At 75.3% G+C, this 26,873-nt stretch carries 26 protein-coding genes; 15 read left to right on the plus strand and 11 right to left on the minus strand.

The genetic code is table 11. From position 1 onward, the window contains the following. Window positions 1-16: 16 nt before the first annotated feature. Window positions 17-1,675: an ABC transporter permease gene (locus ACIQ87_RS34630; RefSeq protein WP_402414818.1), complete on the minus strand. Its 1,659-nt coding sequence runs from the start codon at window positions 1,673-1,675 to the stop codon at window positions 17-19. Next, window positions 1,672-2,598: an ABC transporter ATP-binding protein gene (locus ACIQ87_RS34635; RefSeq protein ID WP_402414821.1), complete on the minus strand. Its 927-nt coding sequence runs from the start codon at window positions 2,596-2,598 to the stop codon at window positions 1,672-1,674. The genes ACIQ87_RS34630 and ACIQ87_RS34635 overlap by 4 nt, the downstream gene beginning before the upstream one ends. A 153-nt stretch (window positions 2,599-2,751) precedes the next feature. Here ACIQ87_RS34635 and ACIQ87_RS34640 point away from each other — a divergent pair, with 153 nt between their 5' ends. Then, entirely contained in the window at window positions 2,752-3,204 is a 453-nt protein-coding gene (locus ACIQ87_RS34640) for a GbsR/MarR family transcriptional regulator (protein WP_402414824.1), read from the plus strand. Between the two features lie 259 nt (window positions 3,205-3,463). Here the strand turns inward: ACIQ87_RS34640 and ACIQ87_RS34645 are convergent, their stop codons facing one another. Next, complete coding sequence (locus ACIQ87_RS34645) at window positions 3,464-4,855, minus strand: lytic murein transglycosylase (RefSeq protein WP_402414826.1); 1,392 nt, start codon at window positions 4,853-4,855, stop codon at window positions 3,464-3,466. A 537-nt stretch (window positions 4,856-5,392) separates the two neighbouring features. On the opposite strand from ACIQ87_RS34645, the gene ACIQ87_RS34650 reads away from it, so the two are divergent. Next, window positions 5,393-5,815, plus strand: a complete 423-nt coding sequence (locus ACIQ87_RS34650; protein ID WP_402414829.1) for a hypothetical protein — start codon at window positions 5,393-5,395, stop codon at window positions 5,813-5,815. Window positions 5,816-5,833: 18 nt separating this feature from the next. Beyond that, window positions 5,834-6,142, plus strand: coding sequence for a hypothetical protein (locus ACIQ87_RS34655; protein WP_402414832.1), 309 nt, complete (start codon window positions 5,834-5,836; stop codon window positions 6,140-6,142). An 8-nt stretch (window positions 6,143-6,150) separates the two neighbouring features. Here ACIQ87_RS34655 and ACIQ87_RS34660 read toward each other — a convergent pair whose 3' ends face one another. The 3 genes from ACIQ87_RS34660 to ACIQ87_RS34670 form a co-directional block, all read right to left on the minus strand. Beyond that, entirely contained in the window at window positions 6,151-7,725 is a 1,575-nt protein-coding gene (locus ACIQ87_RS34660; protein WP_402414834.1) for an alpha/beta hydrolase, read from the minus strand. Between the two features lie 150 nt (window positions 7,726-7,875). After that, window positions 7,876-8,517, minus strand: a complete 642-nt coding sequence (locus ACIQ87_RS34665; RefSeq protein ID WP_402414837.1) for an NAD(P)-dependent oxidoreductase — start codon at window positions 8,515-8,517, stop codon at window positions 7,876-7,878. Between the two features lie 45 nt (window positions 8,518-8,562). Further along, window positions 8,563-9,522, minus strand: coding sequence for an EamA family transporter (locus tag ACIQ87_RS34670; protein WP_402414840.1), 960 nt, complete (start codon window positions 9,520-9,522; stop codon window positions 8,563-8,565). Window positions 9,523-9,633: 111 nt separating this feature from the next. On the opposite strand from ACIQ87_RS34670, the gene ACIQ87_RS34675 reads away from it, so the two are divergent. Continuing rightward, a complete protein-coding gene (locus ACIQ87_RS34675) occupies window positions 9,634-10,131 on the plus strand; it encodes a MarR family winged helix-turn-helix transcriptional regulator (protein ID WP_402414842.1) in 498 nt (165 codons plus the stop codon). A gap of 116 nt (window positions 10,132-10,247) precedes the next feature. Here ACIQ87_RS34675 and ACIQ87_RS34680 read toward each other — a convergent pair whose 3' ends face one another. Next, window positions 10,248-11,102, minus strand: a complete 855-nt coding sequence (locus tag ACIQ87_RS34680) for a methyltransferase domain-containing protein (protein WP_402414845.1) — start codon at window positions 11,100-11,102, stop codon at window positions 10,248-10,250. A gap of 29 nt (window positions 11,103-11,131) precedes the next feature. On the opposite strand from ACIQ87_RS34680, the gene ACIQ87_RS34685 reads away from it, so the two are divergent. The 5 genes from ACIQ87_RS34685 (at window position 11,132) to ACIQ87_RS34705 (ending at window position 15,604) form a co-directional block, all read left to right on the plus strand. Further along, window positions 11,132-12,628 carry a PLP-dependent aminotransferase family protein gene (locus tag ACIQ87_RS34685; RefSeq protein ID WP_402414846.1) on the plus strand — a complete coding sequence of 499 codons (1,497 nt, stop codon included), beginning with the start codon at window positions 11,132-11,134 and terminating at the stop codon, window positions 12,626-12,628. A 401-nt stretch (window positions 12,629-13,029) separates the two neighbouring features. Further along, a complete protein-coding gene (locus tag ACIQ87_RS34690; RefSeq protein WP_402414847.1) occupies window positions 13,030-14,052 on the plus strand; it encodes a glycoside hydrolase family 3 N-terminal domain-containing protein in 1,023 nt (340 codons plus the stop codon). 321 nt (window positions 14,053-14,373) lie between these two features. Further along, window positions 14,374-14,835: a hypothetical protein gene (locus tag ACIQ87_RS34695; RefSeq protein ID WP_402414850.1), complete on the plus strand. Its 462-nt coding sequence runs from the start codon at window positions 14,374-14,376 to the stop codon at window positions 14,833-14,835. A gap of 237 nt (window positions 14,836-15,072) precedes the next feature. Beyond that, on the plus strand, window positions 15,073-15,414 hold the full coding sequence (locus tag ACIQ87_RS34700) for a helix-turn-helix transcriptional regulator (protein ID WP_049656769.1): 342 nt from the start codon (window positions 15,073-15,075) through the stop codon (window positions 15,412-15,414). A gap of 43 nt (window positions 15,415-15,457) precedes the next feature. Continuing rightward, a complete protein-coding gene (locus tag ACIQ87_RS34705; protein ID WP_363387484.1) occupies window positions 15,458-15,604 on the plus strand; it encodes a DUF6126 family protein in 147 nt (48 codons plus the stop codon). Window positions 15,605-15,671: 67 nt separating this feature from the next. On the opposite strand, the gene ACIQ87_RS34710 is transcribed toward ACIQ87_RS34705, so the two are convergent. Then, window positions 15,672-18,236 (minus strand): cytochrome P450, encoded by a 2,565-nt coding sequence (locus ACIQ87_RS34710; protein ID WP_402414854.1) that lies wholly within the window; start codon window positions 18,234-18,236, stop codon window positions 15,672-15,674. A gap of 341 nt (window positions 18,237-18,577) precedes the next feature. Here ACIQ87_RS34710 and ACIQ87_RS34715 point away from each other — a divergent pair, with 341 nt between their 5' ends. From ACIQ87_RS34715 to galE, 4 genes are all read left to right on the plus strand, one after another. Further along, complete coding sequence (locus ACIQ87_RS34715; protein ID WP_402414857.1) at window positions 18,578-19,342, plus strand: sigma 54 modulation/S30EA ribosomal C-terminal domain-containing protein; 765 nt, start codon at window positions 18,578-18,580, stop codon at window positions 19,340-19,342. A 53-nt stretch (window positions 19,343-19,395) separates the two neighbouring features. Continuing rightward, a complete protein-coding gene (locus tag ACIQ87_RS34720) occupies window positions 19,396-19,896 on the plus strand; it encodes a hypothetical protein (protein ID WP_402414859.1) in 501 nt (166 codons plus the stop codon). Window positions 19,897-20,463: 567 nt separating this feature from the next. Further along, entirely contained in the window at window positions 20,464-21,096 is a 633-nt protein-coding gene (locus tag ACIQ87_RS34725) for a hypothetical protein (RefSeq protein WP_402414861.1), read from the plus strand. Between the two features lie 127 nt (window positions 21,097-21,223). Next, entirely contained in the window at window positions 21,224-22,240 is a 1,017-nt protein-coding gene (gene galE / locus ACIQ87_RS34730; RefSeq protein WP_402414864.1) for a UDP-glucose 4-epimerase GalE, read from the plus strand. A gap of 13 nt (window positions 22,241-22,253) precedes the next feature. Here galE and ACIQ87_RS34735 read toward each other — a convergent pair whose 3' ends face one another. Beyond that, the gene (locus tag ACIQ87_RS34735; RefSeq protein ID WP_402414867.1) at window positions 22,254-22,952 is read right to left on the minus strand and encodes a lytic transglycosylase domain-containing protein; all 699 of its coding nucleotides are present in this window, start codon (window positions 22,950-22,952) and stop codon (window positions 22,254-22,256) included. 71 nt (window positions 22,953-23,023) lie between these two features. Next, window positions 23,024-23,230: an antitoxin gene (locus ACIQ87_RS34740; protein WP_402414870.1), complete on the minus strand. Its 207-nt coding sequence runs from the start codon at window positions 23,228-23,230 to the stop codon at window positions 23,024-23,026. A gap of 268 nt (window positions 23,231-23,498) precedes the next feature. Between ACIQ87_RS34740 and ACIQ87_RS34745 the strand changes: the two genes are divergently transcribed. Continuing rightward, entirely contained in the window at window positions 23,499-24,113 is a 615-nt protein-coding gene (locus tag ACIQ87_RS34745; protein ID WP_402414873.1) for a DUF6542 domain-containing protein, read from the plus strand. Then, entirely contained in the window at window positions 24,106-25,716 is a 1,611-nt protein-coding gene (locus ACIQ87_RS34750) for an LCP family protein (RefSeq protein WP_402414876.1), read from the plus strand. The genes ACIQ87_RS34745 and ACIQ87_RS34750 overlap by 8 nt, the downstream gene beginning before the upstream one ends. 198 nt (window positions 25,717-25,914) lie before the next feature. On the opposite strand, the gene ACIQ87_RS34755 is transcribed toward ACIQ87_RS34750, so the two are convergent. Then, entirely contained in the window at window positions 25,915-26,724 is an 810-nt protein-coding gene (locus tag ACIQ87_RS34755; protein ID WP_402414880.1) for a nucleotidyltransferase domain-containing protein, read from the minus strand. Window positions 26,725-26,873: the final 149 nt, after the last annotated feature.

Below are 26,873 nucleotides of genomic sequence, written 5' to 3' on the forward strand. Positions count from 1 at the left end.
GGCCCGGCGCCGGGCGTCAGTCGATGTCGCGGCGCCGGAAGCCGACCAGGGCCAGGGCGATCAGGGCGGCCGCGACCAGGGTGAGCACGGCGAGCGGCGTCCAGTCCATCGCGGCCGCCGGGAGCCGGGGCACCTGCCCGTACGGGGAGAGCCGTTCCAGGCCCTGGGGGAGGTCGAGCAGCGGGCCCAGGTAGCCGATCACGAACGCGTACGCGGGCACCAGCCAGGCCAGCGGTGTGGCCCGGGGCAGCCAGCCGTAGACCGCGGCGGCGAAACCCACCGTCACCCACTGGGCGGGCGCGAAGGCCAGCGCCGCGCCGGTCAGCCGCAGGAACGCGCCCCCGTCGCCGCTGGACAGCGCCCCGGCCAGGCCGAAGCCCACGCCCGCCGCGAGCAGCACGGCGGTGGAGCCCAGCAGGGCCGCCGCCAGGTGCCCGCCCAGCCAGGCGGACCGTGAGACGCCGGTGACCAGCACCGGCACCGCCCGTCCCGCGCTCTCCTCGGCGCGCGGGCGCAGCGTGGCCAGTACCGCGTGGACGCCCGCGACCACCGCGACGACCAGCATGGTCAGCGCGGCGTAGGAGTCGGCGAGGGTGTGCCCGCCGAGCCGGTCCAGCGCCTCCCGGATCCGGTCGACGCCCTTGAGCATCGAGTCGGCGTCGCCGAGCAGCGAGCCGTACATCGCGCCGACCAGCAGCAGGGCGGTCGCGAAGCCGCCGAGCAGGCCGCGGTGCAGGCGCAGCGCGAGGCCGAACGGGGTGCCCAGGCCCGGGCTGCCGGTGGCCGGGCCCGGACGGGCGGCGCGCAGGCCGGCGCCGTGGTCCCGGCGGCTGCTGAGCGCGAATCCGGCGGCGGTGGTCGCGGCGGTCAGGGCGAGTGCGGGCAGCAGCGGCCACCAGCGGTCGTCCACGAAGGGGTAGCTGCGCTGCAGCCAGCCGATCGGGGAGGCCCAGGAGAGCGCGCCCGAGCCGGCGTCCCCGGCGGCGCGCAGCGCGTAGGCGGCGCCGAGCACGGTGAGGGCCAGCCCGGAGGCGGTCCGGGCGTGCGCGCTGAATTGGACGGTGACGGCGGCCACCGCGGCGAACAGCAGCCCGGCGAGGGCGGTCGCGGCGCCGTACAGCGCCGATCCGGCGGCGGTGAGCCCGGGGACGCCCAGCGCGGGCAGGCCGGCCGCGAGCAGCAGGCCGAGCGCGAGGTCGGCGACGGCGGCGGTGGCCAGGGCGGCGGCGAGCGGGGCGTGCCGGCCGACGGCGGTGGAGCGGACCAGTTCGGCGCGGCCGCTCTCCTCCTCGGCCCGGCTGTGCCGGGTGACGGTCAGGACGCTCAGCAGGCCGGCCAGGACGGCCAGCAGGCCGAGCATCCGGTGGCCGAGCATGGCGCCCCAGGTGTAGTCGGCCAGGTAGTGGGCCGGGCCGCTCATGGCGAGCAGCGCCGGGTTGTCCGAGCCGTGCGCGATGGCGGCGCGGTCGGCGGCGGTCGGGTAGACGGAGCGGACGCTGTCGGCGGTGGCCAGGGTGACCAGCCAGAGGCCGAGGACCCAGGCGGACAGCCGGAACCGGTCGCGGCGCAGGGCGAAGCGGAGCAGCGCGGTGGTGCCGGTCAGGGTGCTGCCGCCCGCCGGGCGGCGGGGTGCGGCGGCGTGGCCGGTGGCCGGCTCGGCGGCGGTGGCGGTCATCGCAGGGCCTCGCCCTCGGCGCGGTGCCCGTTGGCGGCCAGCTCGTCGCCGTAGTGGCGCAGCATCAGCTCCTCCAGGGTGGGCGGGTGGCTGACCAGGCCGCGCAGCCCGGCCGCGCTCAGGAGCCTTACGGCGGCGTCGAGTTCGCGGCCGTCCACGGCGAAGCGGACCCGGTCGCCCTCGGTGCTCAGGCCGTGCACGCCGGTCAGCGCCTCCAGCCCGGTGACCGGGCGCAGGGTGCGGGCCTCGACGGTGGTGCGGGTGAGGTGGCGCAGTTCGTCGAGGGTGCCGCTCTGCACGACCCGGCCGTGCCGGATGATGCTGACCCGGTCTCCCAGCTTCTCCACCTCGTCCAGGATGTGGCTGGAGAGCAGGACGGTGCGGCCCTCCTGCTTGGCCTGGCGCACGACGTCCTGGAAGACCACCTCCATCAGCGGGTCGAGGCCGGAGGTCGGTTCGTCGAGCAGCAGCAGCTCGGCGTCGGAGGCGAGCGCGGCGACGATGGCGACCTTCTGCCGGTTGCCCTTGGAGTAGCTGCGGCCCTTCTTGGTCGGGTCGAGGTCGAAGCGCTCGACCAGCTCGTCGCGGCGGCGGCGGTCGAGCCGGCCGCGCAGCCGGGAGAGCAGGTCGATGGCCTCGCCGCCGGTGAGGTTGGGCCAGAGCTCGACGTCGCCGGGCACGTAGGCGAGGCGGCGGTGCAGCTCGACGGCGTCGTGCCACGGGTCCTTGCCGAGCATCCGGGCGCTGCCGCCGTCGGCGCGCAGCAGGCCGAGCAGGACGCGGATGGTCGTGGACTTCCCGGATCCGTTGGGGCCGAGGAAGCCGTGGACCTCGCCGGTCTCGACGGTCAGGTCGAGGCCGTCCAGCGCGGTGGTCCGGCCGAAGGTCTTGCGCAGGCCGGACAGGGTGATGGCCTTGGTCATACTTTTGAAGCTACCGTAGCTTCAGAAAAACGTGAATATTTGGACGTCCTTAAAGTTGACATCGGGGACGAGTGATCACCGGGAAAGGGGCGCAGGGTGGTAGAGGGAACCGAGGGGTCGGGGAATCCGGAGGAGGGGCACGAGGACACGGCGGTGTCCGACTTCGTCGAGCGCTTCGCGGCGGAGCTGGTGGTCGCGGGCATGGGCCGGATGCCGTCCCGGATCTTCTCCTGCCTGATGGCGGAGGAGAGCGGGGTGCTCACCTCCGCCGAACTCTCCGAACGGCTGCGGATCAGCCCGGCCGCCGTCTCCGGCGCGATGCGCTACCTGACCCAGATCGGCCTGGTCGCCAAGGAGCGCGAGCCCGGCTCCCGGCGGGACCGCTACCGGGTGCTCGACGACGTCTGGTTCGAGTCGCTGACCCGGCGCGACGAGCTCATGCTGCGCTGGATCCGGGTGCTGCGCGACGGCGAGGCCACCGTCGGCGCCGGCACCGCGGCGGGGGAGCGGCTGGCGGAGAGCGCCGCCTTCTTCGAGTTCATGATCGACGAGGTGCACGGGATGCTGGGCCGCTGGCGCGAGCACCGGGCGGCCCAGGGGCTGTAGCGGGGCGGGAGCTGTAGCGGGGCGGGCAGGCGTGCGCGCTCGCCGGGGGGACGGGGCCGCGCCGACGCGGCCGAATGGCGCGCGGCGCACGGGGAGTTCTTCCGCGGCGGGGGTGACCGCGTTCCCGGGGCGCACCCGGTCATCGACGACGGGACGCCGGTCGTCGCCCAGCGCTTCCCGGGTGGTGGAGCCGGACGGGGCCGGCAGGCCGTGAGAACGGAAGGGCGCGGGTCCCTGGGGAGGAACCCGCGCCCTTCGCTCACTTCGTCGGGGCGGCCGACGGCGAGAAGGCGGCGCTGGGGGTAGTGCCGGGCGCCGCGCTCGGGGTGTCCGTCGCGGTGGGGGTGGGCGTGGGGCAGCCCGGCAGCGGCGTCGCCGTCGGGGTGCCGGTGGGCGTGGCGGTCGGGGACGGGGAGCCCGTCGGGGTGGGCGTGCCGGTGGGCGTGGCCGTCGGGTCCGGGCAGGCGGTGGGCGTGCCGGTCGGAGTGCCCGTCGGCGTGCCCGTGGGCGTGCCGGAAGGGGTCGCCGACGGGGAGGTGCCGCCGCTCGGGGTGGTCGTCGGCGTCGCGGACGGCGAGGTCGAACCGCCGGGCGTGGGGGCGGTGGTGGTGCCCGGGCCCGGCGTCGGCTGGGCGCTCGGCGACTGGTCCGGGGTGGGCGTGACCGGAGCGGGCGGCTGCGGATCCGTGGTGGGCGTGCCTCCGGCGCCCGGGCCCGAACCGTCGGCCGGGAGCGTCGGGAGGCCCGGCGCGGGCGGCGAGGTGGGCGGGACCACCGGCCCCGGCCGGTTCGGGACGGTGGTCACCGCGCCGCTGCCGAAGTGCGCCATCCAGTTGCGGACCGTCCGCAGGTACTCGCCGGAGTTGTTGTAGCTGAGCACCGCCCGGTCGAGCTGCGCCGGGTCGGCGAGGTCGCGGCCGCCGGCGCACAGGTAGCGGCCGGCGGTCTCGGTGGCGTCGAAGACGTTGTTCGGGTCGGCCTTGCCGTCACCGTTGGCGTCCACGCCCCAGGAGGCCCAGGTGGACGGGATGAACTGCATCGGCCCGACGGCGCGGTCCCAGCGGGCGTCGCCGTCGTAGCGGCCGCCGTCGGTGTCGGCTATCGCGGCGAAGCCGTTGCCGTCCAGCGCCGGGCCGAGGATCGGCGTCAGGGTCGTGCCCGCGGCGTCCACCTGGCCGCCGTTGGCCTGGCCGGACTCGACCTGGCCGATCGCGGCGAGCAGCTGCCAGGGCAGGTGGCAGCCCGGCGAGCGCTGCGCCAGCGAGGCCTCGGCCTGGCGGTAGGCGGCGAAGACCGTGGCGGGCAGGGAGGCCCCGGTGGCCGCGAACGGGCCGGCCGAGGGCAGGCCGGGCAGCGCGCCGGGCGGCTGCGGGAGCTGGACGGTGCCGCCGCCGTCGGCCGGCACGCCGGTGCCGAAGGTGCCGGGAGCGTCCGTCGAGGGGCCACCGCCGGGCAGCAGGCGGCCGGAGTCCTGGCTCGAGGTGCCGTTCGCCGGGCCGGCGTCGGCGACCGCGACCGGAGCGAGCCCGATGCCCGTCACCTGAGAGCCGGTCAGCGCGGCCAGCGCGGCGAAAGCCGCAGCCGTCCCCGTGACCCGCTTGCCGATCCGGAGCTTGCGCCCACCCGTGGCCTTGCCGATCCGCACCGTCATCCGCTGCCCCTCCCCGTCGCCGTCCGGACCTTCCCGGAACGGTTGAGCTGTCGTCATCGTGCCCGCCCAGTCGAGGACGGGGCCCGCCGCCGGGACGATTAGTATCACGACGATCTGACAGGGACAGGGTGACCGGGAGACGGACCGGAGCCCTCCGAGGGGTTAACTCGGCACTTCAGCCGGGGTGCGGCGGGGTGCCGCCCCGCACCGGGAGGTCCGCGACCTGCCGCCTCGTCGGCGCCACCCGGCGGCAACTCCCGCGGCGAAGCCGAAAGTTGACCGGGGGACCAACTGCGGTGGGACGGGCGACACCCGGCGCCGGACCGGCGGTTCGGAGCACGGGGGTGGTGCGTGCGCGGTGTTTCGGGCTCCCCGGAGCCGCCGGTGGCCGCCCCCCGCTGACCTGCCGGAACGTCGGGGAGCGGGCTCGGCGTGCCTTACCAGGACGGGCGCCGGGGCGCCAGGGAACGGCCCGGACTCGGCCCTGGACGGGTGACGTTCCGGTGAAAGTGGGCATGCCAGGAATCATCGACCGGCATGCTGTGCCGCGTGATGATGCGGATGGAGGTCCAGACCGTGAGCGCGAACCTGCCGGAGACCCTCGCCGAGGGAGCGGTGGTCCTGCCGGCTCCCCCTCGGGTGGTCGACGACCTGGCCCGTGACCTGACCCAGGCCGCCGCGGCCGTCCGGGCGGTGTCGCGTACCGGCCGCTCCGGCGCGGACGTCGCGGTCGCCGCGTACACCGCCGTGGTGTGCACCGGGCGGTCGGCCGCCCGGGCCCTGGAGGAGGCCGCCGCCTGGTGCCGGCAGGCCCCCGAGGCCGAGGTGCACTCGATGGCGTGGGCGCGGGTGCCGGGGCACCGGGAGGACGTCCACGAGTACCGCGTCACCATGGCCGTCAGCTTCCCCGACGGCGAGACCGGCGAGTACGTCGGCGACACCCATCACGCCCGCCGCTGACGCCGTACCATCGCCTCCATGACCGAGGAGGGTACGAACGACATGGTGAACGGGCCGACTGCCGGTCAGGACGGCGCGGCCGCGGGCGAACGCGCCGACGGCCCGCGGGAGTTGTCGCGGTCCGCCGCCGTCGCGGTCACCGTGCTCGCGGCGGCGTTCGGCGCCGCGGTGCTGCTGGCCGTGTTCCACTGGCTGGGGTGGACCGTCCCGTGGATCGGCTGGATCGTCGCCAAGGCCGGGATCAAGCTCGCCGTCGGAGGGTTCGCCGGGCTGGCCGTCGGCTTCGCCTGGCTCCGGGCCAGGCTGCGGGCCCGGCCCGGGAGCTGATCGACTGCTCAGCCGGCCTGCGGGGACGGGCAGGTGAGGTCGTGCTCGGGTGCGGTGTCGTCCAGCAGGTAGCGCTCGACCGCCCCGCTGACACAGGCGTTGGACGTGGGGTACTGGCCGTGGTCGCCGTTCCCGGTGACGGTGACCAGCCTGGAGCCGCGCAGCGCGCGGTGGGCGCCGAGCGCCGCCTCGTAGTAGGTCGCCGGATCGTGCACCGAGTTGAGCATCAGCGTGGTCGGCAGATGGGCGCCGGTCACCTTGACCTCGGGCGCCGGGGCGACCGGCCAGGCGGCGCAGACCGCGCTGAAGGCGAGCGTCCGGGCGCCGGCCAGCGGCCAGCGGGCGGTGTTCTCCGCGCCGCGCCGGATCCAGGTGCCCAGGTCCCTGGTCCACGGGGTGTCGTTGCAGGTCACCGCGAAGTACTCGGCCGCGAACTCCGGGCTGAGGTAGCTGTTGTAGGCCTTCGCGGCCGCCGCCCGGGTGGCCGGGTCGGCGTCCTGCCAGGTGTCCAGGGTGGTCAGCAGCCGGGCCAGGGTGGGGAAGTCGGACGCCCGGTAGATCGCCGACATGGTGAGGCTGTCCAGCTGGTTCGGGCCGATCGTCAGCGCCCCCTCGACGATGGGGGAGTCGTGCAGCGCCGCGCGCCGCCGCTCCCAGTGCGCCCGCACCTGCTCCGGTGTGGAGCCCCAGTGGTAGGTGGCGTCCCTGGCCGCGAGCCAGGGCGTGAAGTCCTCGTCGAAGCGGCGCTGGAAGCTCATCGGCTGGCCCAGCTCGTACGTCTCCCAGGTGCCGTCGAAGCCGATGTTGCTGTCCAGCACCATCCGCTCGACCCGGTGCGGGAAGAGCGTCCCGTAGTAGGCGCCGATCATCGAGGCGTAGGACGGGCCGTAGTAGCTGAGCTTGCGCTCGCCGAGCAGGCCGCGGAACAGGTCGATGTCGTGGGCGGTCTGCTCGGTGGTCAGGTAGGGCAGGAGGTCTCCGCTGCGCTCCTGGCAACTGGCCGCCAGCTTCCTGGAGTTGGCGATGACCCGGTCGATCGCCGCGGGGGACTGGTCGCGGTAGTCGCCGGCCAGGAACTCCTGGAACTCCTCCGGGGTCTGGCAGACCGCCCTGGTGCTCTCGCCGACGCCGCGCTGGTCGAAGCCGACGATGTCGTACGCGGCGGCGACCGCCGGGGCGCCGGCGGCCAGGAAGGCCGGGCGCGCCAGGCCGGTTCCGCCGGGGCCGCCGGCCGCCATCAGCAGGGTGCCCTTGCGCTTGGCCGGGTCGGTGGCGCGGTGCCGGGAGACGGCGATGGTCAGGTCGGCCCCGGCGCCGGGGTGGTGCCAGTCGCGTGGGGCGGCCATGGTGGCGCAGTCCAGCGCGGGCTGCCCGGCGCAGGGCTTCCAGTCGAGGGTCTGGAGGGTGTAGCGGGCGGGCGCCCGGTCGGCGTCGCCCGGGTCGCGGCCGGTGGCGGCGCCCGCGGTGGCGGGCGAGGCCAGGGCGGCCAGGACGGCGGCGACGGTGAGGGCCAGGGTGACGCGTCGGGTGCGCCGGGCGCGGGGTGCGGCGGTTGCGGTCTGCCGGGTAGCGGTCTTGGTCACGGGAACGATCCTGTCGGGGCCCGGCCTGATGATCCATCACGCCCGCTGCCGTCTTCGGGGTGGTGCTGGGTACACCCCCGCCGGGGCGGGGGCTCCGGTCGGCCCGGCGGTCGGCGGTCGGCGGTCGACGGGCGGCGGGCGGTCGGTGGGTCAGTAGGCGGCGGTGAAGCGGGCCCGGCGATGGGCGGGCCGCTCGGCCTCGTCGAGGAGCGCGACGGCGAGGTCCTCCATGGAGATCGCCGAGTCGCCCGCGGCGTCGACCAGCAGTTCGTCGCGGCCGGTCCGGAACCGGCCGGTGCGCACACCGGGCTCCAGCACCGCGGCCGGGCTCAGGTACGTCCAGTCGACCTCCGGGCCGGCGGCGCGGTAGAGGTCGAACTGCTCGCCGCAGGCCAGGGCGATCGGCCGGATCTCCTCGGGAAAGCCGGGGCTGTCGACCAGGGCGGTCCCGCCGCCGCCCGGGACGAGCAGGCTGCCCGCGCCGCCGACGGCCAGCAGCCGCACGCCGGTCCCGGCGATCCCGGCCAGCAGGCCCCTGGTGGCGACGGCCAGCTCGTGCTCGCTGCCGGGCAGCGGACGGGTGGCGGTGATCACCACGTTCTGCCCGGTCGCGATCCGGGCGACGTCCTCGGGGTCGCGGGCGTCGCCGACGGCCAGGGCGGTGGCGGACGGCAGCCCGTGCGGCTTCGCCGGGTCCCGTACGACGGCGGTGACCCGGTGGCCGCGGGTCAGGGCCTCGGCCACGACCCGGCTGCCGACGTTGCCGGTGGCGCCGAACACGGTGATGCGCATGGGGAACTCCCTGGACTGGTGGGGACCGGTGGTGGTGGAGCGGGGTCAGGCGTTCTCGCGGGCGGGCCGCGGGGCGGCCGTCGGCTCGGCGTCGGGCGCCGGCTCGGTGTCGTCCGACGGCTCGGCACCGGGCGACGGCTCCGGTGCGGTGCGCGGCCGTCGGGTCTGGGCGGCGATCAGCGCGCCGAGCACGACCAGCGCGCCGAGCCCCTGGAGCGGGCTGAGGTCCTGGCCGAGCGCCAGCCAGCCGAGCAGGGTGGCGACGACGGGGCTGAGCAGCGAGAGGAAGGAGACCGAGGTCGGCGGCAGCGCGCGGAGCCCGCGGAACCAGAGCGCGTAGGTGACGGCCGCGCCGATCAGGCACAGGTAGGTGTAGCCGAGCACGTTGGCGAGGCTGTAGTGGGAGGGCGGCGCACCCTCGGCGAGCAGCGTCACCGGCACCAGCAGCAGCCCGCCGGTGGTGAGCTGCCAGCCGGTGGTGGCGAGCATCGGCGCGGGGGAGACCCAGCGCTTGGAGAGGACGATGCCGGCGGCCATCACCACGGCGCCGCCGAGCGCGGCGAGCACCCCGACCGCGTCCAGCGCGGCGTTGGCCCGCAGCACCAGCAGGCTGACGCCCGCGACGCCCGCGATGCCGGACAGCACGGTGCGCAGGGTGAGCCGGTCGCCGAGGAGCAGGGCCGAGAGCCCGGCGGTGACCAGCGGCTGGACGGCGCCGACGGTGGCCGCGATGCCGCCGGGCAGACGGTAGGCGGCGATGAAGAGCAGCGCCTGGAACACCCCGATGTTCAGGGCGCCGAGGATCAGTGAGCGCCACCACCAACTGCCCTGCGGCAGACGGTGGGTGAGGCCGATCAGGAGCAGCCCGGCGGGCAGGCAGCGGATGACGGCGGCGAGCAGCGGGCGGCCGGGCGGCAGGAGTTCGGTGGTGACCAGGTAGGTGGTGCCCCAGGCCGCCGGGGCGAGGGCCGTCATCAGGACGAGGGCGAGGCGATTTCTTAGCACTAAGGCAATGTATCTCAGCGCTAAGGCATTCTTCATTGCATCGATGAAGTGATGTGGCTCACAGTTACCTCACCGCTAAGGAATACTGTCGGGATCGCCTACCCTGAACCCGTGGCAGATCATGTGGACCGCGTCGTCGCGCAGTGGGGCGCCGAGCGCCCCGACCTGGACGTCTCCCCGATGGAGGTGTTCGGCCGGCTCAAACGCCTCTACCGGCTGGTGGACGCGGCGCTCAACCGCACCTTCGCCGAACACGGGCTGGACGCCGCCTCCTTCGACGTCCTCGCCACCCTCAAGCGCAGCGGACCGCCCTACCGCCTCACCCCCACCGGCCTGATGCAGTCCGCGATGGTCACCTCGGGTGCCATCACCCAGCGCCTGGACCGGCTGGAGGCCCGCGGCCTGGTCACCCGCACCCGCAGCGACCAGGACGGCCGCAGCCGCGAGGTGGCCCTCACCGCCGACGGCCACGCCCTGATCGACCGCGCGCTGCCCGACCACCTCGCCACCGAGTACCGCATGCTGGCGGGCCTCGACGAGGCGCAGCGGACGGCGCTCGTCGAGGTGATGCGCGCCCTGCTGGCGGACCTCGGGGACGGCCCGGAGTAGTCCGCGCCGGGGCCCGTGACCGTGCCCGTGCCCGTGCCGGCCGCCGGCACCGGGGCCGGTGGCATGCCCGTGCCGGCCGCCGGTGCCGGGGCCGGTGGCATGCCCGTGCCGGTCGGCTACGGCCTGACCGCCACCGCCTTGAAGAAGGTGTAGTGGAACGTCCCGCCCGGCTCGGCCGCGCGGCGCAGCTCCGTGACACCCCGGTCGAAGTCCTCCGGGGTGGTCAGCCCGGCGGCCAGCGCCTCCGCCCGTACGGCCTCGACCATCGCGACGAAGGTCCGCCGGGTGAAGCCCTCCACCAGAGCCGGACGGGAGTCGTCGGCGTAGACCGTGCGCGGGCGGACCGACACCCGGGCGAAGCCGGCCGCCGTCAGCAGCGGCTGGAGGCGGCGGCCCAGCAGGCCGTCGCCGCCCGCCCGGGCCTGCAGCCGGACCAGGTGGTCGACGGTGCGGCGGGCCGCCGGGCTCTCCGGGTGGAACAGCGCCGAGCCGTGGTCACCCTCGATCACCGTGATCGTCCCGCCCGGGCGCAGCACCCGGCGCAGTGCCGCCAGCCCGGCCGTCGGGTCGGGCAGGTGCTCCAGGACGAAGCACAGGAAGACGTGGTCGAAGGAGCCGTCCGGGAACGGCAGTCGGTGCAGGTCGCCGTGGTGCCAGATGACGTCCGCGGCGGGCGCCTGGGCGGCCACCCGGGTGCGGGCGAGGGCCAGGGAGTCCGCCGAGAGGTCCGCCGCCGTCAGCCGTACGCCCGGGCTGGCGGCCAGCAGGTGCACGGTCTGCGCCCCCACCCCGCAGCCCGCCTCCAGCACCTGGCTGCCCGCCGGGTAGGCCGTGCCCGCGTGCAGCAGTTCGGCGAGGGTGTCGGCCTGGTCGCCGAGGCGCCGTGCCTCGGTCCGCGAGTAGCCGTGGACGTAGTCACCGGGGTGCTCCGGCGCCGCGGCAGCCGCGGGTGTGGACGTTTCCGTGGTCATGGCCCCACCCTCGCCGCCACTATGGTCCGGTGAACAGGTCCAAAGCCGAGGCATCCGACCGGTCCAAAGAGGCCGGCGCCGACTTCCTCCAGCTCGACACCGCCGACGCCCCGCCCGGCGGCCTCACCGACTGGCTCGCCCGCCGGCTGCGCGAGGCCGTCGCCGACGGGCGGCTCCCGAGCGGCAGCCGGCTGCCCGCCAGCCGGGTGCTGGCGGCCGAACTGGGCGTCTCCCGCGGGGTGGTGACCGACGCCTACCAGCGCCTCGCCGAGGAGGGGCAGCTGGCCGGCCGCGGGCGCGGCGGAACGGTCGTGGTCGCGGCCGCCGTCGCCTCCGCAGTACCGGGAGAGGGGCCAGGGGCGGACCGGCCCCGTCCGGCGCCCGCGCTGTTCCTGGACGACCCCGCCCCCGAGGTCTTCGACCGGCTGCGCGCCGCGCCGGCCCGGATCGACCTCACCCCCGGCGTGCCCGACCTCGCGGCCTTCCCCCGCACCGCCTGGCTGCGCGCCGAACGCGCCGTCCTCGACGGCCTCGCCGCGGCCGACCTCGGCTACGGCGACGTCCGCGGCACCCCCGCCCTGCGCCGGGCCGTCGCCCACTGGCTGGCCCGCAACCGGGGCATCCGCGCCGACCCGGACGAGGTGCTGATCGTCGCCGGCACGGCCCAGGCCCTCGCCCTGCTCGGCCGCGCCCTCGGCCGGGCGGGTGTCGGCGAGGTCGCGGTCGAGGACCCGGGCTCGCTCGGCGCCCGGCAGCACCTCGCCCACTGGCTCGCCGCCACCCCGCCCGTCCCGGTCGACGCCGAGGGCATCCGGGTCGACGCGCTGCGCGCCACCGGCGCCCCGGCCGTCCTGCTCACCCCCGCGCACCAGTACCCGACCGGCGTCGTCCTCGGCGGTGACCGGCGGCGCGCACTGCTGCGCTGGGCCGCCGAGGGCGGCCTGGTCATCGAGGACGACTACGACGCCGAGCACCGCTACGACCGTCCGCCCGTCCCGGCGCTGCGGGCCGCGCTGCCGGAGCAGGTCTGCTACGCGGGCAGCGTCTCCAAGCTGCTCGCCCCCGCACTGCGCACCGGCTGGCTGCTGGTCCCGGCCCGGCTGCGGGACGCCGTCCTGGACGCCAAGCGCTTCGCCGACCTCGGCAACCCGGTGCTGCCCCAGCTGGTGCTCGCCCGGCTGATGGAGTCCGGTGAGCTCGACCGCCACCTGCGGCTGCTGCGCCGCCGCCACCGGCGACGCCGGGACGCCATGATCGCGGCCATCCGCACCCACCTGCCGGGGGCCACCGTGCACGGCGCGGCGGCGGGCCTCCACCTGATGCTGACGCTCCCGGAGGATGCCGGTCGCACCGACACCGAGTTGGCTGCCGCCGCGCTGGCCGAGGGGGTCAAGGTGCAGCCGCTGTCCTGGCATGCCCGGCTCCCGTACCCGCCCGGTCTGGTCCTCGGTTACGCGGCGGGCTCGACGGCGGAGATCACCGAGGGCGTGGCCGTCCTGGGCCGGCTGGTCCGGCGGTCGTCCTGACCTCGGTGTCGGCTCCGGCGCGGCGGCGGGCCCCGGTGGCCACCCGGTCGGCGTAGGGCGCGGCCCAGGACGGTCTCCGATGGCTTATAAGTCGGAATATCGGATAAAGCTGCGCAGAGGGAGTGCCGGGCCGTGCCCCGGGGTAGGTTGACATGCCGTAGTCAAGTATTGGCCCGGGAGGCGTGATGGTCCCGTTCCGAAGTGTCGCCCAGTTCGGCGTCGTGCTGGCCGTGATGGGAGCCGCGCTCGGCCCGGTGCCGCTCGGATCATCCGCCCGGCCGGGCGGCAACCCGGGTGCCCCGGGCGGCCCGGGCGCTTCGACCGTATCGACTGCTTCGAGCGCTTCGACTGCTTCGAGCGCTTCGAGCGCCTCGAACGCTTCGAACGAGAGGGGCGCGGCGATGGCCGGCCACGAGCAGGAGGACTCCCGGGTGCTCGCCGGGCGGCGGATCGTGCTGTCGTACCCCGGTCCGACACCTCCGCCCGGGGTGCTCCAGGTGATCCGGGAGGGCCGGGCGGCCGGGGTGATCCTGTTCGGCGAGAACGTCACCAGTCCCGAGCAACTCGCCGAGGCCGTCGCCGAGTTGAAGCAGGCCGCGGCCGAGGCGCCGCATCCGCGCACCCTGCTGCTGATGACCGACCAGGAGGGCGGCAAGGTCCGCCGGCTGCCCGGCGAGCCCGAACTCTCCGCCCGGCGCGTCGGGTCGGCGGCGAACCCGCTCGCCGCGGCGGCGGAGACCGGGGCCGGTGCCGCCCGGACCCTCGCCGACGCCGGGCTGAACCTCAACCTCGCCCCGGTGCTCGACGTCTACGACACCCCGGACAACTTCATCGACCACTTCGAGCGCTCCTACGGTCAGGACCCCGCCAAGGTGGCGGAGCTGGGCAGCGCCTTCCTCGCCGCCCAGCAGGGCCTCGGCGTGGCCGCGACCGCCAAGCACTTCCCCGGCCTCGGCGCCGCGCCACGGGGCGAGAACACCGACGAGCGGCCGGTCACCCTGAACGTGCCGCTGTCACAGCTCCGCTCCCGCGGTGAGGCCCCGTACCGGGCGGCCATCGCGGCGGGCGTGCGACTGGTGATGGCCTCCTGGGCGGTCTACCCGGCGCTGGACCCGGACCACCCGGCCGGGTTCTCGCCCAGGATCATCCAGGGCGAGCTGCGCGGCCGGCTGGGCTTCGGCGGCGTGACCGTCACCGACGCGATGGAGGCCCAGGCGCTCGCCCCGTACGGCGGCACCGGCGACCGCGCGCTGGCCGCCGCCGCGGCCGGGATGGACCTGATGCTCTGCTCCGCCCGCGACCCCCGGCAGGCCGAGGACGCCACCGAGGCGCTGGCCGCCGCCCTGGACGACGGCCGCCTCGACCGGCACGCCTTCACCGACGCCGTGTCCCGCGTCGACGCCCTGCGCGCCTCCCTGGGCTGAGCGCGCGGGTGCCGGCGGGCGGGGAGGGAGCGGTCGCGAGGGCGGTCGAGAGGGCGGTCCCGGCGGTGGCCCCGGCGACGGTTCGGATGCGGTTCACCCGGGCTCAACGCGGGCGTTGCCTGGGCAGGTGCGGAAGTTTGGCCGTTCGAGGGTGATTGCGCCATCGAAGGTCTGATTTCAGTCGAGCATTCGGTTCAAAGGGTAAATCGGGCTCTGGGCTTATGAATCACATGGCAAAGTTCCTGTTGTGGGCCTATGAAATGTCATATGTACCACGTCACCTGTCCCTAGCCCGTTCTCGTCCCCCTCAAGGAGGAACCCATGAACCGGATCGCCCGGATCGCCGCCGGTGCCGCCGGCGCCGTCGCCCTGCTCTCGGCTCCCGTCCCCGCCTTCGCCGCGGCTCCGGCCCTGGCCACCACCACCGTCACCACCTGCGGGAACTACAGCCTCCAGGCCGGCCTCGCCACCTACGCCTGCGCCGACGTCACCGGTGACAGCGTCGCGATCTACGGCAAGATCGGCCTGGCCGGCCCGCCGTCCCCGGGTACCCCGTGGCCGCCGGCGCCCAAGGAGCTGGTGACCCACCTGTCGGCCGACGTGGCCGGCGGGGCCTCGCTCGGTGCGGTGAACGGCCGCACCGTGTTCCAGGTGAGCACCGTGCGGGTCGACGGCATCGCGGCCACCGTGGCGTGCGGGTCCACCGTGCACGTGTCCTTCGATGTCGAGGGGTTCTGGAGCGGCCAGGTGCCGGCCACCGTCGATGTGCCCGTAGCCTGCTGACGGATCGTCACCGTTGCGGCCGAGTCCGGGAGTTGGCAGCATCCCGGGCTCGGCCTTCGGCTGTCGTGACACGGCCGGGGCCCGGTGGTCGATCCCGCGGCCCGGGCCCGTCGGGTGGTCGGCGCACTGTGACGACTTGAAGAAATCTTCATCTGTCGCGATGATGCCTACCGGCCGCGGCAACGATCCCGCCCGGCCGGACGACCACCGAGCCGGACCCGAGGGAGCGCGCGAACGATGCCGGTACCGCTGTACCAGGCCAAGGCGGAGTTCTTCCGCACCCTCGGCCACCCCGTGCGGATCCGGGTCCTGGAGCTGCTCCAGGACGGACCCAGGCCGGTGCGCGAGCTGCTGGCGGAGATCGAGGTCGAGCCCTCCAACCTCTCCCAGCAGCTCGCGGTCCTGCGCCGCACCCAGCTGGTCACGGCGACCCGCGAGGGCAACACCGTGGTCTACGCGCTCAGCACCCCGGACGTCGCAGAGCTGCTGCGCGCGGCCCGACGGATCCTGACCGAGCTGATCACCGACCAGGGCGCGCTGCTCACCGAGCTGCGCGCCCCCGGTGGTCGGCCCCGCTGAGCCGAGCCCGGTCCGTCCGCCCGATCCGAGGAGAAGCACCACCATGAGCGACAGCACGAGCGACGACGGTACGAGCGAGGAGAAGCGGCGCCGCAAGGCGATGCTGATCCGCGCGGGCATCTACATCTTCGCCACGCACCTGTTCGCCGGTTTCGTGCTGCTGCTGTTCGCGCTCGGCGGCCGGAAGTAGCACGCCGGAGGCGGGAGCCTCACCTGCGCGGGGAACGGGACGCTCGGCTGCGCCGGAGGCGGGACCCTCACCGGCGCCGGCCGCGGTCCGGCACCAGGTAGCGGTCGCTGGTGCTGGTCCAGGCCAGCACGCCGGCGATCAGCTCCCGGGTGCCGTCCAGGTACCAGCGCCCGGCCGGGTGGCGGCACAGCAGCTCGCGGCGCAGTTCCTCGCTCTCCTGCTGCAGCCGCACCACCTGGGCGCGCACCGAGTGGACCGCCCGGCTCCGGGTGCAGCCGTGGGCCCGCTGGAGGGCGATCACGGTGTTGAACGCGGCCCCGGGCTGTCGTTCCTCGCGCCTCAGCGAGTAGAGGTCGTTGATCAGTGTGGCGGCGTCGGCGGTGTTGGCGCGCAGCCGGTGCAGCGCGGGCTCCGCGTGCAGCGCGGCCGGGGCGTCGGCGCCGTGGACCCGTTCCAGTATGTTCATGAACGGGTAGAGGCAACTGCCGTGCCGGCGCAGGTGCATGGTGTCCGTGAGGTCGAGGCCGAGGGCGGGCACGGTGCCGCGGGCGCGGTGGTCGGCCTCGGCGGGGAAGGTGGCCAGGCAGGCCCGCCACTCCCGGGCCGCCCGGGCGCGCCACTCCGGGGACATCGACGCGGTCTGCCGCTGCCACAACTCCCGCCAGGAGAGCAGTGTGTGGCTCTCGGACGGGCTCCCGCCGGGGGCTCCGTCGAGGACCGCGATCAGCGGGTCGACCAGGGCGCGGGCCTCGTCGGGGTGGCGGCCGGGCGAGCCGTCGAAGCGGTCGTCCAGGATGGTGAACCAGCCCAGCATGTCCACCAGGAGGTCGAGTTCGGCGCCCCGGGTGCGGGGGAAGGCGTGGCCGATCAGCTCGTGCAGCGCGTAGGCCCGGTAGCGGGGCAGCTCGGGCGCGGTGAGCAGGCCGTGGTGGACCACCCAGTCGGCGTGCCGGTCGGCGGCGAGGCGCAGGTGGGCGCGTGGCTGGGGGGCCGCCGGACCGGCCGGGCTCGTGGGCGTGGCCGAGGCCGTGGGTGCGGCCGGGGTCGTGGGTGCGGCCGGGGCCGGGGCCGGGGCGGGGCTCGTGGCTGCGGCGGGGGCGGTGAACGGACACCGGTCGGGCGGCGGCTCGCCCTGCGAGGAGGCCACTGCGTTCCCCGGTGAGGAGGCGGCGTCGCCGTCGGGGGAGGCCGCCGCGGTGCGCCCGCGTGGGGAGCGCGCGCCGCGTGGCGCGAGCCGTACCCGCAGGCCGTGCGCCTGGACCGTCGTCCACACCACCTCGCGGGCCCGGGAGCCCGGCACGGCTGTCGGGCGCCAGCGGCGCAGGATCGCCGCGGCCGCGACGGTCAGCTCCGCCCAGGCGAAGGCCTCGCCGATGCACTTGTGCTTGCCCGCCCCGAACGGCAGGAAGGAGGGCCGTCCGGTGCCGCCACCGTCCTGCCAGCGTTCGGGCCGGAAGCTCGTCGGCTCCGGGTAGCGCACCGGGTCGCGGTGCAGCGCGGTGAGGCTGTACAGCAGCTCGGTGCCGGCCGGGACGCGGTACGGGCCCAGCTCGACCGGCACCTGGGCGGTGCGCATCAGGAAGGCGTTGGGCGCGTGCAGCCGCACCACCTCCTGGGTGACGCTGCGGGTGTACGTGAGCCGGGCCAGCGCCTCGGGGGTGGGGACGGTGCCGACGGGCAGGTGCTCGTCCAGCTCGTCGAGGATCCGGGCCTCCGCCTCGGGGTGGCGCAGCAGCTCGTCCAGCAGCCAGGTGAGGGTGGTGGAGACGGTCTCGGTGCCCGCGCCGAACATCGTGATCGCCTCGGAGCGGACGTCGGCCTCGGTGAGCGGGCAGCCGGTGGCCGGGTCGGTGGCGGCGCGCAGCAGGGCGGGCAGGGTGCGTCGGGCCCCGGCCCCGGCGCCCGCGGTCGGGGCACGGCCGTTGACGGCCTGGTCGACCACCCGGTTGAGCACCCGGACGGCGTCGTCGAAGCGCCGGTTGACGGGCAGCGGCAGCCGGGCGAGCGAGGGCTTCGGGTAGAGGGACTGGATGATCTGGCCCTTCACCAGGTCCGGCAGCGCCCGGTGGAAGGCGACGGTGGCGTCCTCGCTGAGCCGGGCGTCGAACAGCGTGCGGGTGACGATCTCCAGCGCCAGGTGGTTCATCTCCTTGGCCACGTCGAGGACCTGGCCGGGGCGCCAGCGCGCGGCCCGCTCCTCGGTGACCTGCTGCATCACGGCCAGGTACTCGCCCATCCGGTCCGGGCCGAAGGCCGGCTGGATGATCCGGCGGCGGTCACGGTGGGCCTGGCCCTCGGACATCAGCAGGCCGTCGCCGAAGGCCGTCTTGAGGGTGTCCTGGACGGCGCCGCGCGGGCAGTCGTGGGCCAGCGCGACGAGCAGGGTGTGCACCAGCCGGGCGTCGGTCACCACGCAGACGGTGCGCGGTCCGAGTCGGATGCGGACCACCCCGCCGTGGCGGGAGAGCGAGCCGAGGAAGCCCAGCGGGTCGCGCAGCAGGGCGCCGGCGTGCCCGAGGCCGGGCAGGGCGCCGGGGGCCAGTGGGGGGACGGCGGCACGGGCCAGCGGGGACGGGCCGGGCACGGTTCTCGGCGGGACGATCAGCTTCCGAGTCTCGGTCAGCAGGGACATGACACTACCTCTCACCAGAGTGGCCGGTGCGGGCGATACCGGGTGGCAGCGGCGGGCCGGCCGGGAAGCGGGGGACCGCCCAGCGCGGCCCCCGCGCGCGCCCCCGGCGGGAGGGCGCACGTTGAGCAAACGCGCCGGTTTCCCGAGCGTTGCGCCGAATGTGCGGGGATCACTCCAACGGCCGAGTGGATCGACCCTTTCGTGCGTGCTCGAAGCTCCGTGTTGACCTGCGCGGATGTCTTCGCCCGGGGGGCCCGGTGCTTGCCCGGACTGCAGGGTCTTTGGACCCTCGCCGCACGGGCGTGCGAGGGACAGCATGGATGCGAAGAAGGAGGAACCTGATGACCCGTCTGCGCCACCGGCCGGCCCTCGACGTCCGGGTGGAGATCCGCGGCGAGCTGCCGCGTGAGGAGGCCGAGTACGCCCGGGTCCGGGCGCTGGCCACCGCCACGGCGCTCGGCCCCGACGCCCACGCGCTGCGACTGCGACTGACCCGCTCGCGGAGCCGGTCGGTGACCCGGCCCGCGCTGGCCCAGGCGGACGTCGAGCTGGCGGGTCTCGGGCCGGTCCGGGTGCAGCTGGCCACCGGCACCGCGCGGGAGTCCGTCGACCTGGTGCTCGGCACGCTGGCCGGCCGGGTCGTCCGGCTGCGCGAGCAGGGAGACATCGGCTTCGCCGCCGCCTACGAGAGCGCCTACCGGCCCCAGTACGCCGACCGCCCGCTCGCCCAGCGGCGGATCGCCCGGCACAAGGCGGTCGTGCTCGCCCGCCGCGGCCCCGAACAGGCCGTGCTCGAACTGCTCGCCCTCGACCGGCGGTTCCACCTCTTCGCGGACGCCGCGACCGGGCGCGACAGCCTGGTCCACCGCTGCTCGCCGGGCGGCACGGTGGAGCTGTGCGCCGCCGGCACCAGCGCGATGCCGCCGCTCGACCTCGCCGAGGCGGCCCGCCGGCTCTGGCTCACCGGCCGCCCGTTCGTCGGCTGGACCGACCCCGGCGACCACCGGGCCCGGGTGCTCTACCGCCGCTTCGACGGCCACTACGGCCTGATAGCACCGGTGTCGGACGGCCGGATCGGGGCAGGAACCCACTCGGCACAGGACTGACACCACGGCGCGACGACCACACCACGAACTCTCCACGACAAGGGGCCGGGACCATGGACTGCGAAGAAGTCATGCTGACCGTCCGGATCACCGCCGCCGAGCGCGCGCTGCTGCGCGAACTCGCGCGCGGGCACGGTGGCGACGTCTCGGACGTGGCGGTGGACGGACTGCTGGAGGTCATCCCCGCGCTGCACGACGACACCTGCGTCCTGCCGCTGCTGCGCGTGCTGTCCAGACCGGCACCCTTCGCGCTCACCCTGTGGCTGCCCGCCCCTGTCGCGGACCTGCTGCCGCTGCTCGGTGAGCGGCTCGTGCGGACCGGCGGCCCCGCGGCCGGTCCGGCCAGCGCCGCGCTCTCGGCGGCCCTGCGGCTCTGGCTGGCCGGGGACCGGATCGCCCTGGCGGCCGGGCTGGCCCGCCTGCACGGGGGCTGCGGCGCCGGCGCGGTGGCTGCGGTACGGCCGGCGGTGCGGCCCACGGTCGGTGCGGCGGCGGTACGGCCCACGGTCGGTGCGGCGGCCTTCGGGGCGGAGCGGGTGAAGGTCGCGGCCTGAGAGCTTTCGGTTGTCCTGACTGTTCGTCATGTCCCGTTCCACGGTGGTGCGTCCGGGACGGAAGCGGTGGGCCCCGCCCGGGGCCGGCGCCCCCCATTTACATTTTAACGACGGGGGGACAACCCCGGCGGGTTTTGTTTTTTACGGCCCCCCCCCCCCCCCAACCGAGTGTCGGAAGGTCCGAGCCCCGCGCGTCAGGGGAGCCCGACTCGGGGTGGTGCATGGCTGTTGAGATGACCGCGAGTCAGACCGCTTGGGTGTCGGCCGTCTTGGGTCGGCGCTGCGGCGGCCGGCGGTCGCCGGGCGGAGGCTCCTGGCAGAACCGGCCGCTGTCGAGGGCCTCGTGAGTCGTTCGGGGTAAGGCTGTTCCTGTGAGTCCGTGAAACCGGTCGGCCCGTATGCCGGCCGACCCTTCGGCCCGAGCCGCCGACGCCCGTGGGCCCCGAGGCCCGCGGGCCCGTCGGCCCGTCGCGCCGGGAGCGTCGACCGCCCACCCAGTGGCGGCCGTTCCCGGTGCCGGCCGTTCCCAGCGCCCCCGCCCCCACACCGCCCCGAGGACCAGCCCGTATGCGAACCCGCCCCCACCTCGCCGCCCTCGCCCTGGCCGCCGCCGCCCTGCTGCCCGCCGCCGTACCCGCCGCCGCCCACGGCGACGGCGTCCACCTGGACGTCACCGGCCAGCGGAACGGCCGCGTGAGCACCGTCGCCATCTGGGAGAACGACCACGACCCGGTGACCGGGGAGTTCACCGGCACGCTCTCCGCGACGGCCTCCGACGGCCGCGTCGTCGGCCCCTGGCGCCTGGTCACCGCCCCCGGCAGCCCCGGCACGTACACCACCCGGGAGGCCCTCCCCGTCGGGCACTGGCGGGTGACGGTGGTCTGCGTCGTCCCCGCCCCCGGGCACGGCGAGCGCGAACTCGACGTCGACACCGTCGCGATCGCCGACCCGACGCCCCCGGAGACGGAGGGCCCGGCGCTGTCCGAAGTCTCGCCGCGGTCCGCCGAGGTGGCCCCCGCCCCGCTCGGGGAGACCGCGGCGGCGGGGACCACCGCCGCCGCCGTCGCCGCCCGGGACGGCTCGCCGCGCCCCGCTCACGCGACCACCTCCGACGCCACCACCTGGGCGGCCATCGGCACCGCCTGCGCGGCCGTGGTGCTGGTCGCCACCGGACTCTGGCTGCGCCGCCACCGCGGCTGAGCCCTCGGGGACCGCCCGGCCGGGACGCCGGTTCGCACCCGGCGGAACCGGCCGGGTGCGAACCGGCGTCCCTTCCGGTCACCGGGCGCCACCGGGCGCCCGGACGACCGCAAGGGAGCGTCCGCGCATGAAGAAGGTCCTGATCACCGGAGGTGCGGGATTCATCGGCAGCACCGTCGCCTCCGCCCTGCTCGACCGGGGGATCACCCCGGTCGTGCTGGACGACCTCTCCCGGGGACGGACCGAGTTCGTCGCGGACCGGGTCTTCTACCGGGGCGACATCGCCGATGCCGCCCTGCTCGACCGGATCTTCGCCGAGCATCCCGACATCGACGCCACCGTGCACTGCGCCGCGAAGATCGTCGTACCGGAGTCGGTGGCCAAGCCGCTGTACTACTACCGGGAGAACGTCGCCAAGACCGTCGAGCTCCTGGACGCCCTCCAGCGCAACGGCTGCACCCGGGTCGTCTTCAGCAGCTCCGCGTCGATCTACGCCCCCACCCCCGACGCCCGGGTCGACGAGAGCAGCCCGGTCGACGCCGGCAGCCCGTACGCGCGCACCAAGCAGATGATGGAGCAGGTCCTCCAGGACTGGACCCGGGGCGAGGGCGCCGAGCGCCAACGTGTCATCGCCCTGCGCTACTTCAACCCGATCGGCGCCGACCCGCAGCTGCGCACCGGCCTCCAGGACCTCAACCCCACCCACGCCCTCGGCAAGCTGATCGAGGCGCACACCACCGGCACCCCGTTCACCGTGACCGGCACCGACTGGGCGACCCGCGACGGCTCCGGCATCCGCGACTACGTCCACGTCCAGGACCTCGCCGAGGCGCACGTCGCGGCGCTGCTGCGGTTCGACGAGGTGATCGCCCCGGGCGTGGCGGACCGCTACCGGGTGATCAACGTCGGCACCGGCGACGGGACCACCGTGCGGGAGCTGATCGCCGCCTTCGAACAGGCCGTCGGCACCAGCCTGGAGGTGCGGGAGGCCGGACCGCGGCCCGGGGACGTGATCGGCTGCTACGCCGTCGTGGACACCGCGCGGGACCTGCTCGGCTGGCAGCCGCGGCGCGGCATCGCCGAGGGGGTCGCCGACGCGCTGGCCTGGCGGCGGGTCTGGTCGGCCCGGGTCGGCGTCAGCTGACCGCCGGAGGGCGCTACTTGACGGCCTCGCCGGACTCCGACCAGTTGTCGCGCAGTCGGTCGAGGTAGGACTGCGCCTGGGAGCCGATCTTGACGCCCCGGGCGAAGGCCAGCATGTTGCCCGCGCCCGCGTTGTAGCCGAGGGCGGCCAGTTCGTCCCGGGTGAGCGGCGCGCCCGGGCGTACGGGCAGCTGCGCGGCGAGGTCGTGCAGGTGCCAGGCGGCCGCCTGGATGGCCAGGTCGCGGTCGTCCGGCAGCTCCTCCCACTGCCGGGAGGCGAAGGGGCGGCCGGGCTTGGTGTCGTCGAAGGCGGCCCGGTGCATGTTGGCGATGCCGAAGGAGGCGTCCGGCTTGCTCCGCTGCCAGGCCCGTTCGAGCTCGGGGTCGTGCGGCTTGTACGCCTCGTTGTAGAGGATCGCCATCAGCAGCTGCGGGTTGACCCCGGCCTCGGCGGCGTACCGGCGCACCGGCGCCGCGTAGTCGGCGGGGTCGTAGGAGCCCGACGGCTTCGGGGGCTTCGACGGCGCCGCGGAGGCGCCGGCCGACGGCGCGGCGCCCGAGGAGGCACCGGACGGGGCGGCCGCGGCCGGGGAGGGGTCGGCGGAGGCCGCGCCGTCGTGGCCGTTGCCGCGGACGAGACCCAGTCCGGCCACCACCACGACGCCGATCACCAGCCAGCGTCCCCGGCCGGACCCCTTCTTCTCCTCGCTCACCGCTGCCGCCCCTCCCCGTTCGCCCGTGTGCTCGTTCGACCGCCGCGCGGCTGATCGTGCTCCGCGGCAGGTTACTCGGTGGGCTTCCGGTCGCCGTCGAGGTTGCGCAGGAAGTCCTTCGCCTTCTCGACGCCGGTGTCGATCTGCCCGCTGTACTTGCCGTCCGTGCGGTCGTCGATCGCGTCGCCGACCTTGTCCAGGCCCTGCCCGATCGCGTCGCCGTGCTCGCGGGCGAGGTCGGTGGCCTTGTCCGCGATGTTCTTCAGACTCTCAAACATGGTGACGCTCTGCTCCTCTGATGCGTTCCTGATGGTGTGCCGACGTGGCGGGGATCATGACCATCCTAACGACGGCCCGCCGGGCGGTCCGTCGCTGCCGGGTGGCAGCGGATGACTTTGCTGAAATGGGTTTGTATGCTCCAGCCCATCCTCTACAGAGATGTAGAGAATGGGGTCCCCACCAGGACGCCGGCAGGACCGAGGGCGTCCCGGCACACGCGGCGGTGCGATCGCGCCGCCGCGGCCGCAACGATCGAGGGAAGTGCGCATGGCCGGCCAGCGGGCGAGAACGCCGTACCAGGACGCGGGACCGCGTACCGAGGACCGCGCCCTGCCGGCCCAGCGCTCCCGGGCGGTCGGCGCGGGAGCCGCAGGCGCCCCAGGCGCCGCCGCGGCCCCCGTCGCGCCCCGACCGCCGCGCCCCGGGGCGGCCCGCCGCCACCAGCAGGCGCGCCGACGGGCCGGGGCGGCGGCCGCGCTCTCGGCGGTCGGGCTGCCGCTGCTCGGCGCCGTCGCGGACGAGCTCGACGGGCCGGGCGTCGGTCTCCTCTTCGCGGTGGGCTCGGTGCTCGGGACGGCGGCCGCCGCGGCGCTGTGCAGCCGGGCGGGCCGGTGGTGGGTGGTGACGGCCGCTCCGGTCGTGGTGCTGCTCACCGCCTCGGGCGTCGAGTACCTCGCGCAGCCCGGGAAGTACCAGGGGAAGAACCTCGGCACCGGCGTGCTGCGCTGGGTGGTCGGGGCGTTCCCGGTGATGGCCGCGGCCGTGGCGGTGGCGCTCGCCGTGGTCGCGCTCCGCGTCGCGTCGGCCCGCCGCCGGACGGTGTCGGAGCGCCGGCGAAAAGGCAGGACGGCCGCCCCCGGCGGAAGGGGCCGCCGTGGCTGAGCGCGGCAACAGCCGTACCGGCGGCCGCGGTCAGCGCGGACGCCTCCCGCGCCGCGGGGCCGCCCCGATCACCGTCGCCGGGCGCACCCTGGCCTGCACCGTCTCCATCGCCGTGCTCGGGGCCAGCGGCTTCACCTGGTACGAGTACCGCAGCCTGGACGACGGCATGATCAAGTCCTCCGCGCTGAGCGAGGCCAAGAAGAACGCCCCGCCGCACCTCGACAAGTCCGTCAACCTGCTGCTGATCGGCCTGGACAGCCGCAAGGACATGGACGGCAACGACCTGCCCAGGCAGTTCGTGGAGGACGAACTGCACGCCGGCTCCAGCGAGATCGGCGGGTACAACACCAACGCCCTGATCGTGCTGCACATCCCGGCCGGCGGCGGCAGGGTCACCGCGCTCTCCGTCCCGCGCGACGACTACGTGCAGACCGTCGGCGCCGACGGCAGGATGCACAAGGTCAAGGAGGCGTACGGCATCGCCAAGGAGGCCGCGGAGCAGAAGCTGGCGGGCAGGGGGCTCTCCAAGGCGGAGCTGGAACGGCGCAGCCGGGAGGCCGGCCGCTCGGCCACCATCCAGACCGTGCAGTCCCTCCTGGACGTCCCCATCGACCACTTCGCGGAGGTGAACCTGATCGGCTTCTACGACATCGCCAAGGCGGTCGAGCCGATCCAGGTCTGCCTCAACCACCCGGTGGACGACCCGATCATCGCCCGGACCGCCACCCACGAGGGCGGCGGCACCGGCCTCAGGCTCCCGGCCGGGATCAGCTCCCTCGACGCCGCGCAGGCGCTCTCCTTCGTCCGCCAGCGCCACCACCTCGCCAACGGCGACCTCGACCGCACCCACCGGCAGCAGGCGTTCCTCTCCTCCGTCGAGTACAAGCTCAAACAGCAGGGCATCCTGAACGACCTCGGGCAGATGCAGAAGCTGTTCGCGGTGGTGAAGAAGGACGTGGTCATCGACAACGAGTGGAACATCCTCGACTTCGCCCAGCAGGCGCCCAACCTGACCGGCGGCAACGTGGAGTTCAACACCCTGCCGATCAGCGGCTTCAAGACCGTCGGCGGGCAGGAGGTCAACACCGTCAACCCGGACCTGATCAGGAAGATCGTCCGACAGCTCTTCAACCACGAGGCGGCGCCGGTCGTTCCGGCCGCCCCGCCCGGGGACGCGCCCGTCGAACCGGGTCCGTCGTCCTCCGCCGCCCCGAACGCGGCGCCCAAGGCGGTGGTCGACGTCAACGCGGCCGCGGGGGCGGGCGTGGCGGCCGACGAGTCCAGGGCGCTGGCCGAACTGGGCTACCAGGCGGGCCGGATCGGTGACGCCCCGGCCAGGACGCGGGCCACCGCGGTCAGCTACGGGTCCGGGGCCAAGGCCGACGCCCAGCGCGTCGCCGCCCGCTACGGGGTGAGCGCGGTCTACTCGGCGACCGTTCCGGCGGGCCGCGTGGTGGTCACCCTCGCCCTCGCCCGCACCGCGAGCCCGACGGCCGTGCCGTCGGGCGCCCCGGCGCAGGGCGAGCCCTCCACCGACCCGGCGGCGGGGCTGCCGATGCAGGGGCCGGCGGTGCGGGCGGGCGGGATCCCGTGCGTGGACTGAGGCCCCTGGGGGCGGCGGACTGGTCCTCGTGGTGCTCAGCCCCGGCCTGAGCCTCGTGGTGCCCGGCCCCGGCCCCGGCCCCGGCCCCGGCCCCGGCCGGGGCGGGCTCGCCCTCCCGCGTCAGGAGGCCGACCGGCTCCCCGGTCGGATCGGGGAAGGCCTCGCGGACCAGCGGGTGGCCCGCCGTCTCCGGCGCCGTCACGGGCGGGGTGCCTTCACACCGTGGACGGCGGCGTACTCGGCGGCGAGCCAGGGGCCCAGGTCGTCGACGAGCACGGCCAGGGCGGCGCGGTCGGCGGTGGGGGTGCGGGCGATGGTGGCGGCGAGGCGCAGTTGGGCGGCGCGTTCGGGATAGTGGGCGGCGAAGGCCTCGGCGGAGGCGGCGAGGTCGCTGGTCCAGCCGCCCCAGCGCGGCATCACCAGGGTGAAGCCGGTGCGGACGAGCCGGCGCGAGATGCCGCGGCTGAGGCCGCGCAGTTCGGCGTCCGTGGCGGCGGTGGCCAGGCGCTCGCGCCACTCCGGGAGGACCAGGGCGAGGTCGCCGTTGGTCTCCCGGGCGAGCAGCGAGGTGGGGCGGTAGCGGGGGAGCCGGGCGGCGAGGTCCTCGCCGAGCAGCGGGGTGCAGAGGCAGGCGACGAACCAGCCGAGGTCGTGGCGTTCCAGCTCACTGAGCAGCATGCCGGTGTCGAAGAGCAGCACGCCGACCCCGTTCACCTGCGCGAACTCGGCGTCGAGCGCGGCCTCGAGGGCGTCGGCCGCCGCCCGGTCCGCGGCGGTGGGCGCGTGGTGCAGGGCGAGCAGCAGGTCGAGGTCGGAGACGCCGGGTGTCGCGGTGCCGCGCGGGACGCTGCCGTAGAGGTAGGCGCTGTGCAGGCGGTCGGGGGCGAAGGCCGCGGCGATGCGCTCGCGGGCGGCCGTGACCACCGGCGCGAACGCCGGGGTCACGCGCCCGAGCGAGCCCTCCCGTGCGATGAATCCGTCCCGGTCCAGCCCCTGAGTGGTGGTCATGGCGGCACTATGTCCCAGCGGCGCCGCGCTGACCAGCGATTATCCGGCGGCCCGCGGATTGATGCTCCTATGGGCTGTCAAGCGGCGGTGAGCCAGTCGCGGTAGGCATTGGCGAGGTCGTCGTCTCGGCGGATTCCGCGTTCGAGGGT

It is taken from the genome of Kitasatospora sp. NPDC096204 (assembly GCF_044763205.1).
GTDB lineage: Bacteria > Actinomycetota > Actinomycetes > Streptomycetales > Streptomycetaceae > Kitasatospora.

Coding starts and splice junctions, on each gene's coding strand:
- ACIQ87_RS34630 (WP_402414818.1), bottom strand. CDS start 1,675: ATGACCGCCACCGCCGCCGAGCCGGCCACCGGCCACGCCGCCGCACCC.
- ACIQ87_RS34635 (WP_402414821.1), bottom strand. CDS start 2,598: ATGACCAAGGCCATCACCCTGTCCGGCCTGCGCAAGACCTTCGGCCGG.
- ACIQ87_RS34645 (WP_402414826.1), bottom strand. CDS start 4,855: ATGACGGTGCGGATCGGCAAGGCCACGGGTGGGCGCAAGCTCCGGATC.
- ACIQ87_RS34650 (WP_402414829.1), top strand. CDS start 5,393: ATGCTGTGCCGCGTGATGATGCGGATGGAGGTCCAGACCGTGAGCGCG.
- ACIQ87_RS34655 (WP_402414832.1), top strand. CDS start 5,834: ATGACCGAGGAGGGTACGAACGACATGGTGAACGGGCCGACTGCCGGT.
- ACIQ87_RS34665 (WP_402414837.1), bottom strand. CDS start 8,517: ATGCGCATCACCGTGTTCGGCGCCACCGGCAACGTCGGCAGCCGGGTC.
- ACIQ87_RS34680 (WP_402414845.1), bottom strand. CDS start 11,102: ATGACCACGGAAACGTCCACACCCGCGGCTGCCGCGGCGCCGGAGCAC.
- ACIQ87_RS34690 (WP_402414847.1), top strand. CDS start 13,030: ATGGCCGGCCACGAGCAGGAGGACTCCCGGGTGCTCGCCGGGCGGCGG.
- ACIQ87_RS34695 (WP_402414850.1), top strand. CDS start 14,374: ATGAACCGGATCGCCCGGATCGCCGCCGGTGCCGCCGGCGCCGTCGCC.
- ACIQ87_RS34700 (WP_049656769.1), top strand. CDS start 15,073: ATGCCGGTACCGCTGTACCAGGCCAAGGCGGAGTTCTTCCGCACCCTC.
- ACIQ87_RS34705 (WP_363387484.1), top strand. CDS start 15,458: ATGAGCGACAGCACGAGCGACGACGGTACGAGCGAGGAGAAGCGGCGC.
- ACIQ87_RS34710 (WP_402414854.1), bottom strand. CDS start 18,236: ATGTCCCTGCTGACCGAGACTCGGAAGCTGATCGTCCCGCCGAGAACC.
- ACIQ87_RS34715 (WP_402414857.1), top strand. CDS start 18,578: ATGACCCGTCTGCGCCACCGGCCGGCCCTCGACGTCCGGGTGGAGATC.
- ACIQ87_RS34720 (WP_402414859.1), top strand. CDS start 19,396: ATGGACTGCGAAGAAGTCATGCTGACCGTCCGGATCACCGCCGCCGAG.
- ACIQ87_RS34725 (WP_402414861.1), top strand. CDS start 20,464: ATGCGAACCCGCCCCCACCTCGCCGCCCTCGCCCTGGCCGCCGCCGCC.
- galE (WP_402414864.1), top strand. CDS start 21,224: ATGAAGAAGGTCCTGATCACCGGAGGTGCGGGATTCATCGGCAGCACC.
- ACIQ87_RS34740 (WP_402414870.1), bottom strand. CDS start 23,230: ATGTTTGAGAGTCTGAAGAACATCGCGGACAAGGCCACCGACCTCGCC.
- ACIQ87_RS34745 (WP_402414873.1), top strand. CDS start 23,499: ATGGCCGGCCAGCGGGCGAGAACGCCGTACCAGGACGCGGGACCGCGT.
- ACIQ87_RS34755 (WP_402414880.1), bottom strand. CDS start 26,724: ATGACCACCACTCAGGGGCTGGACCGGGACGGATTCATCGCACGGGAG.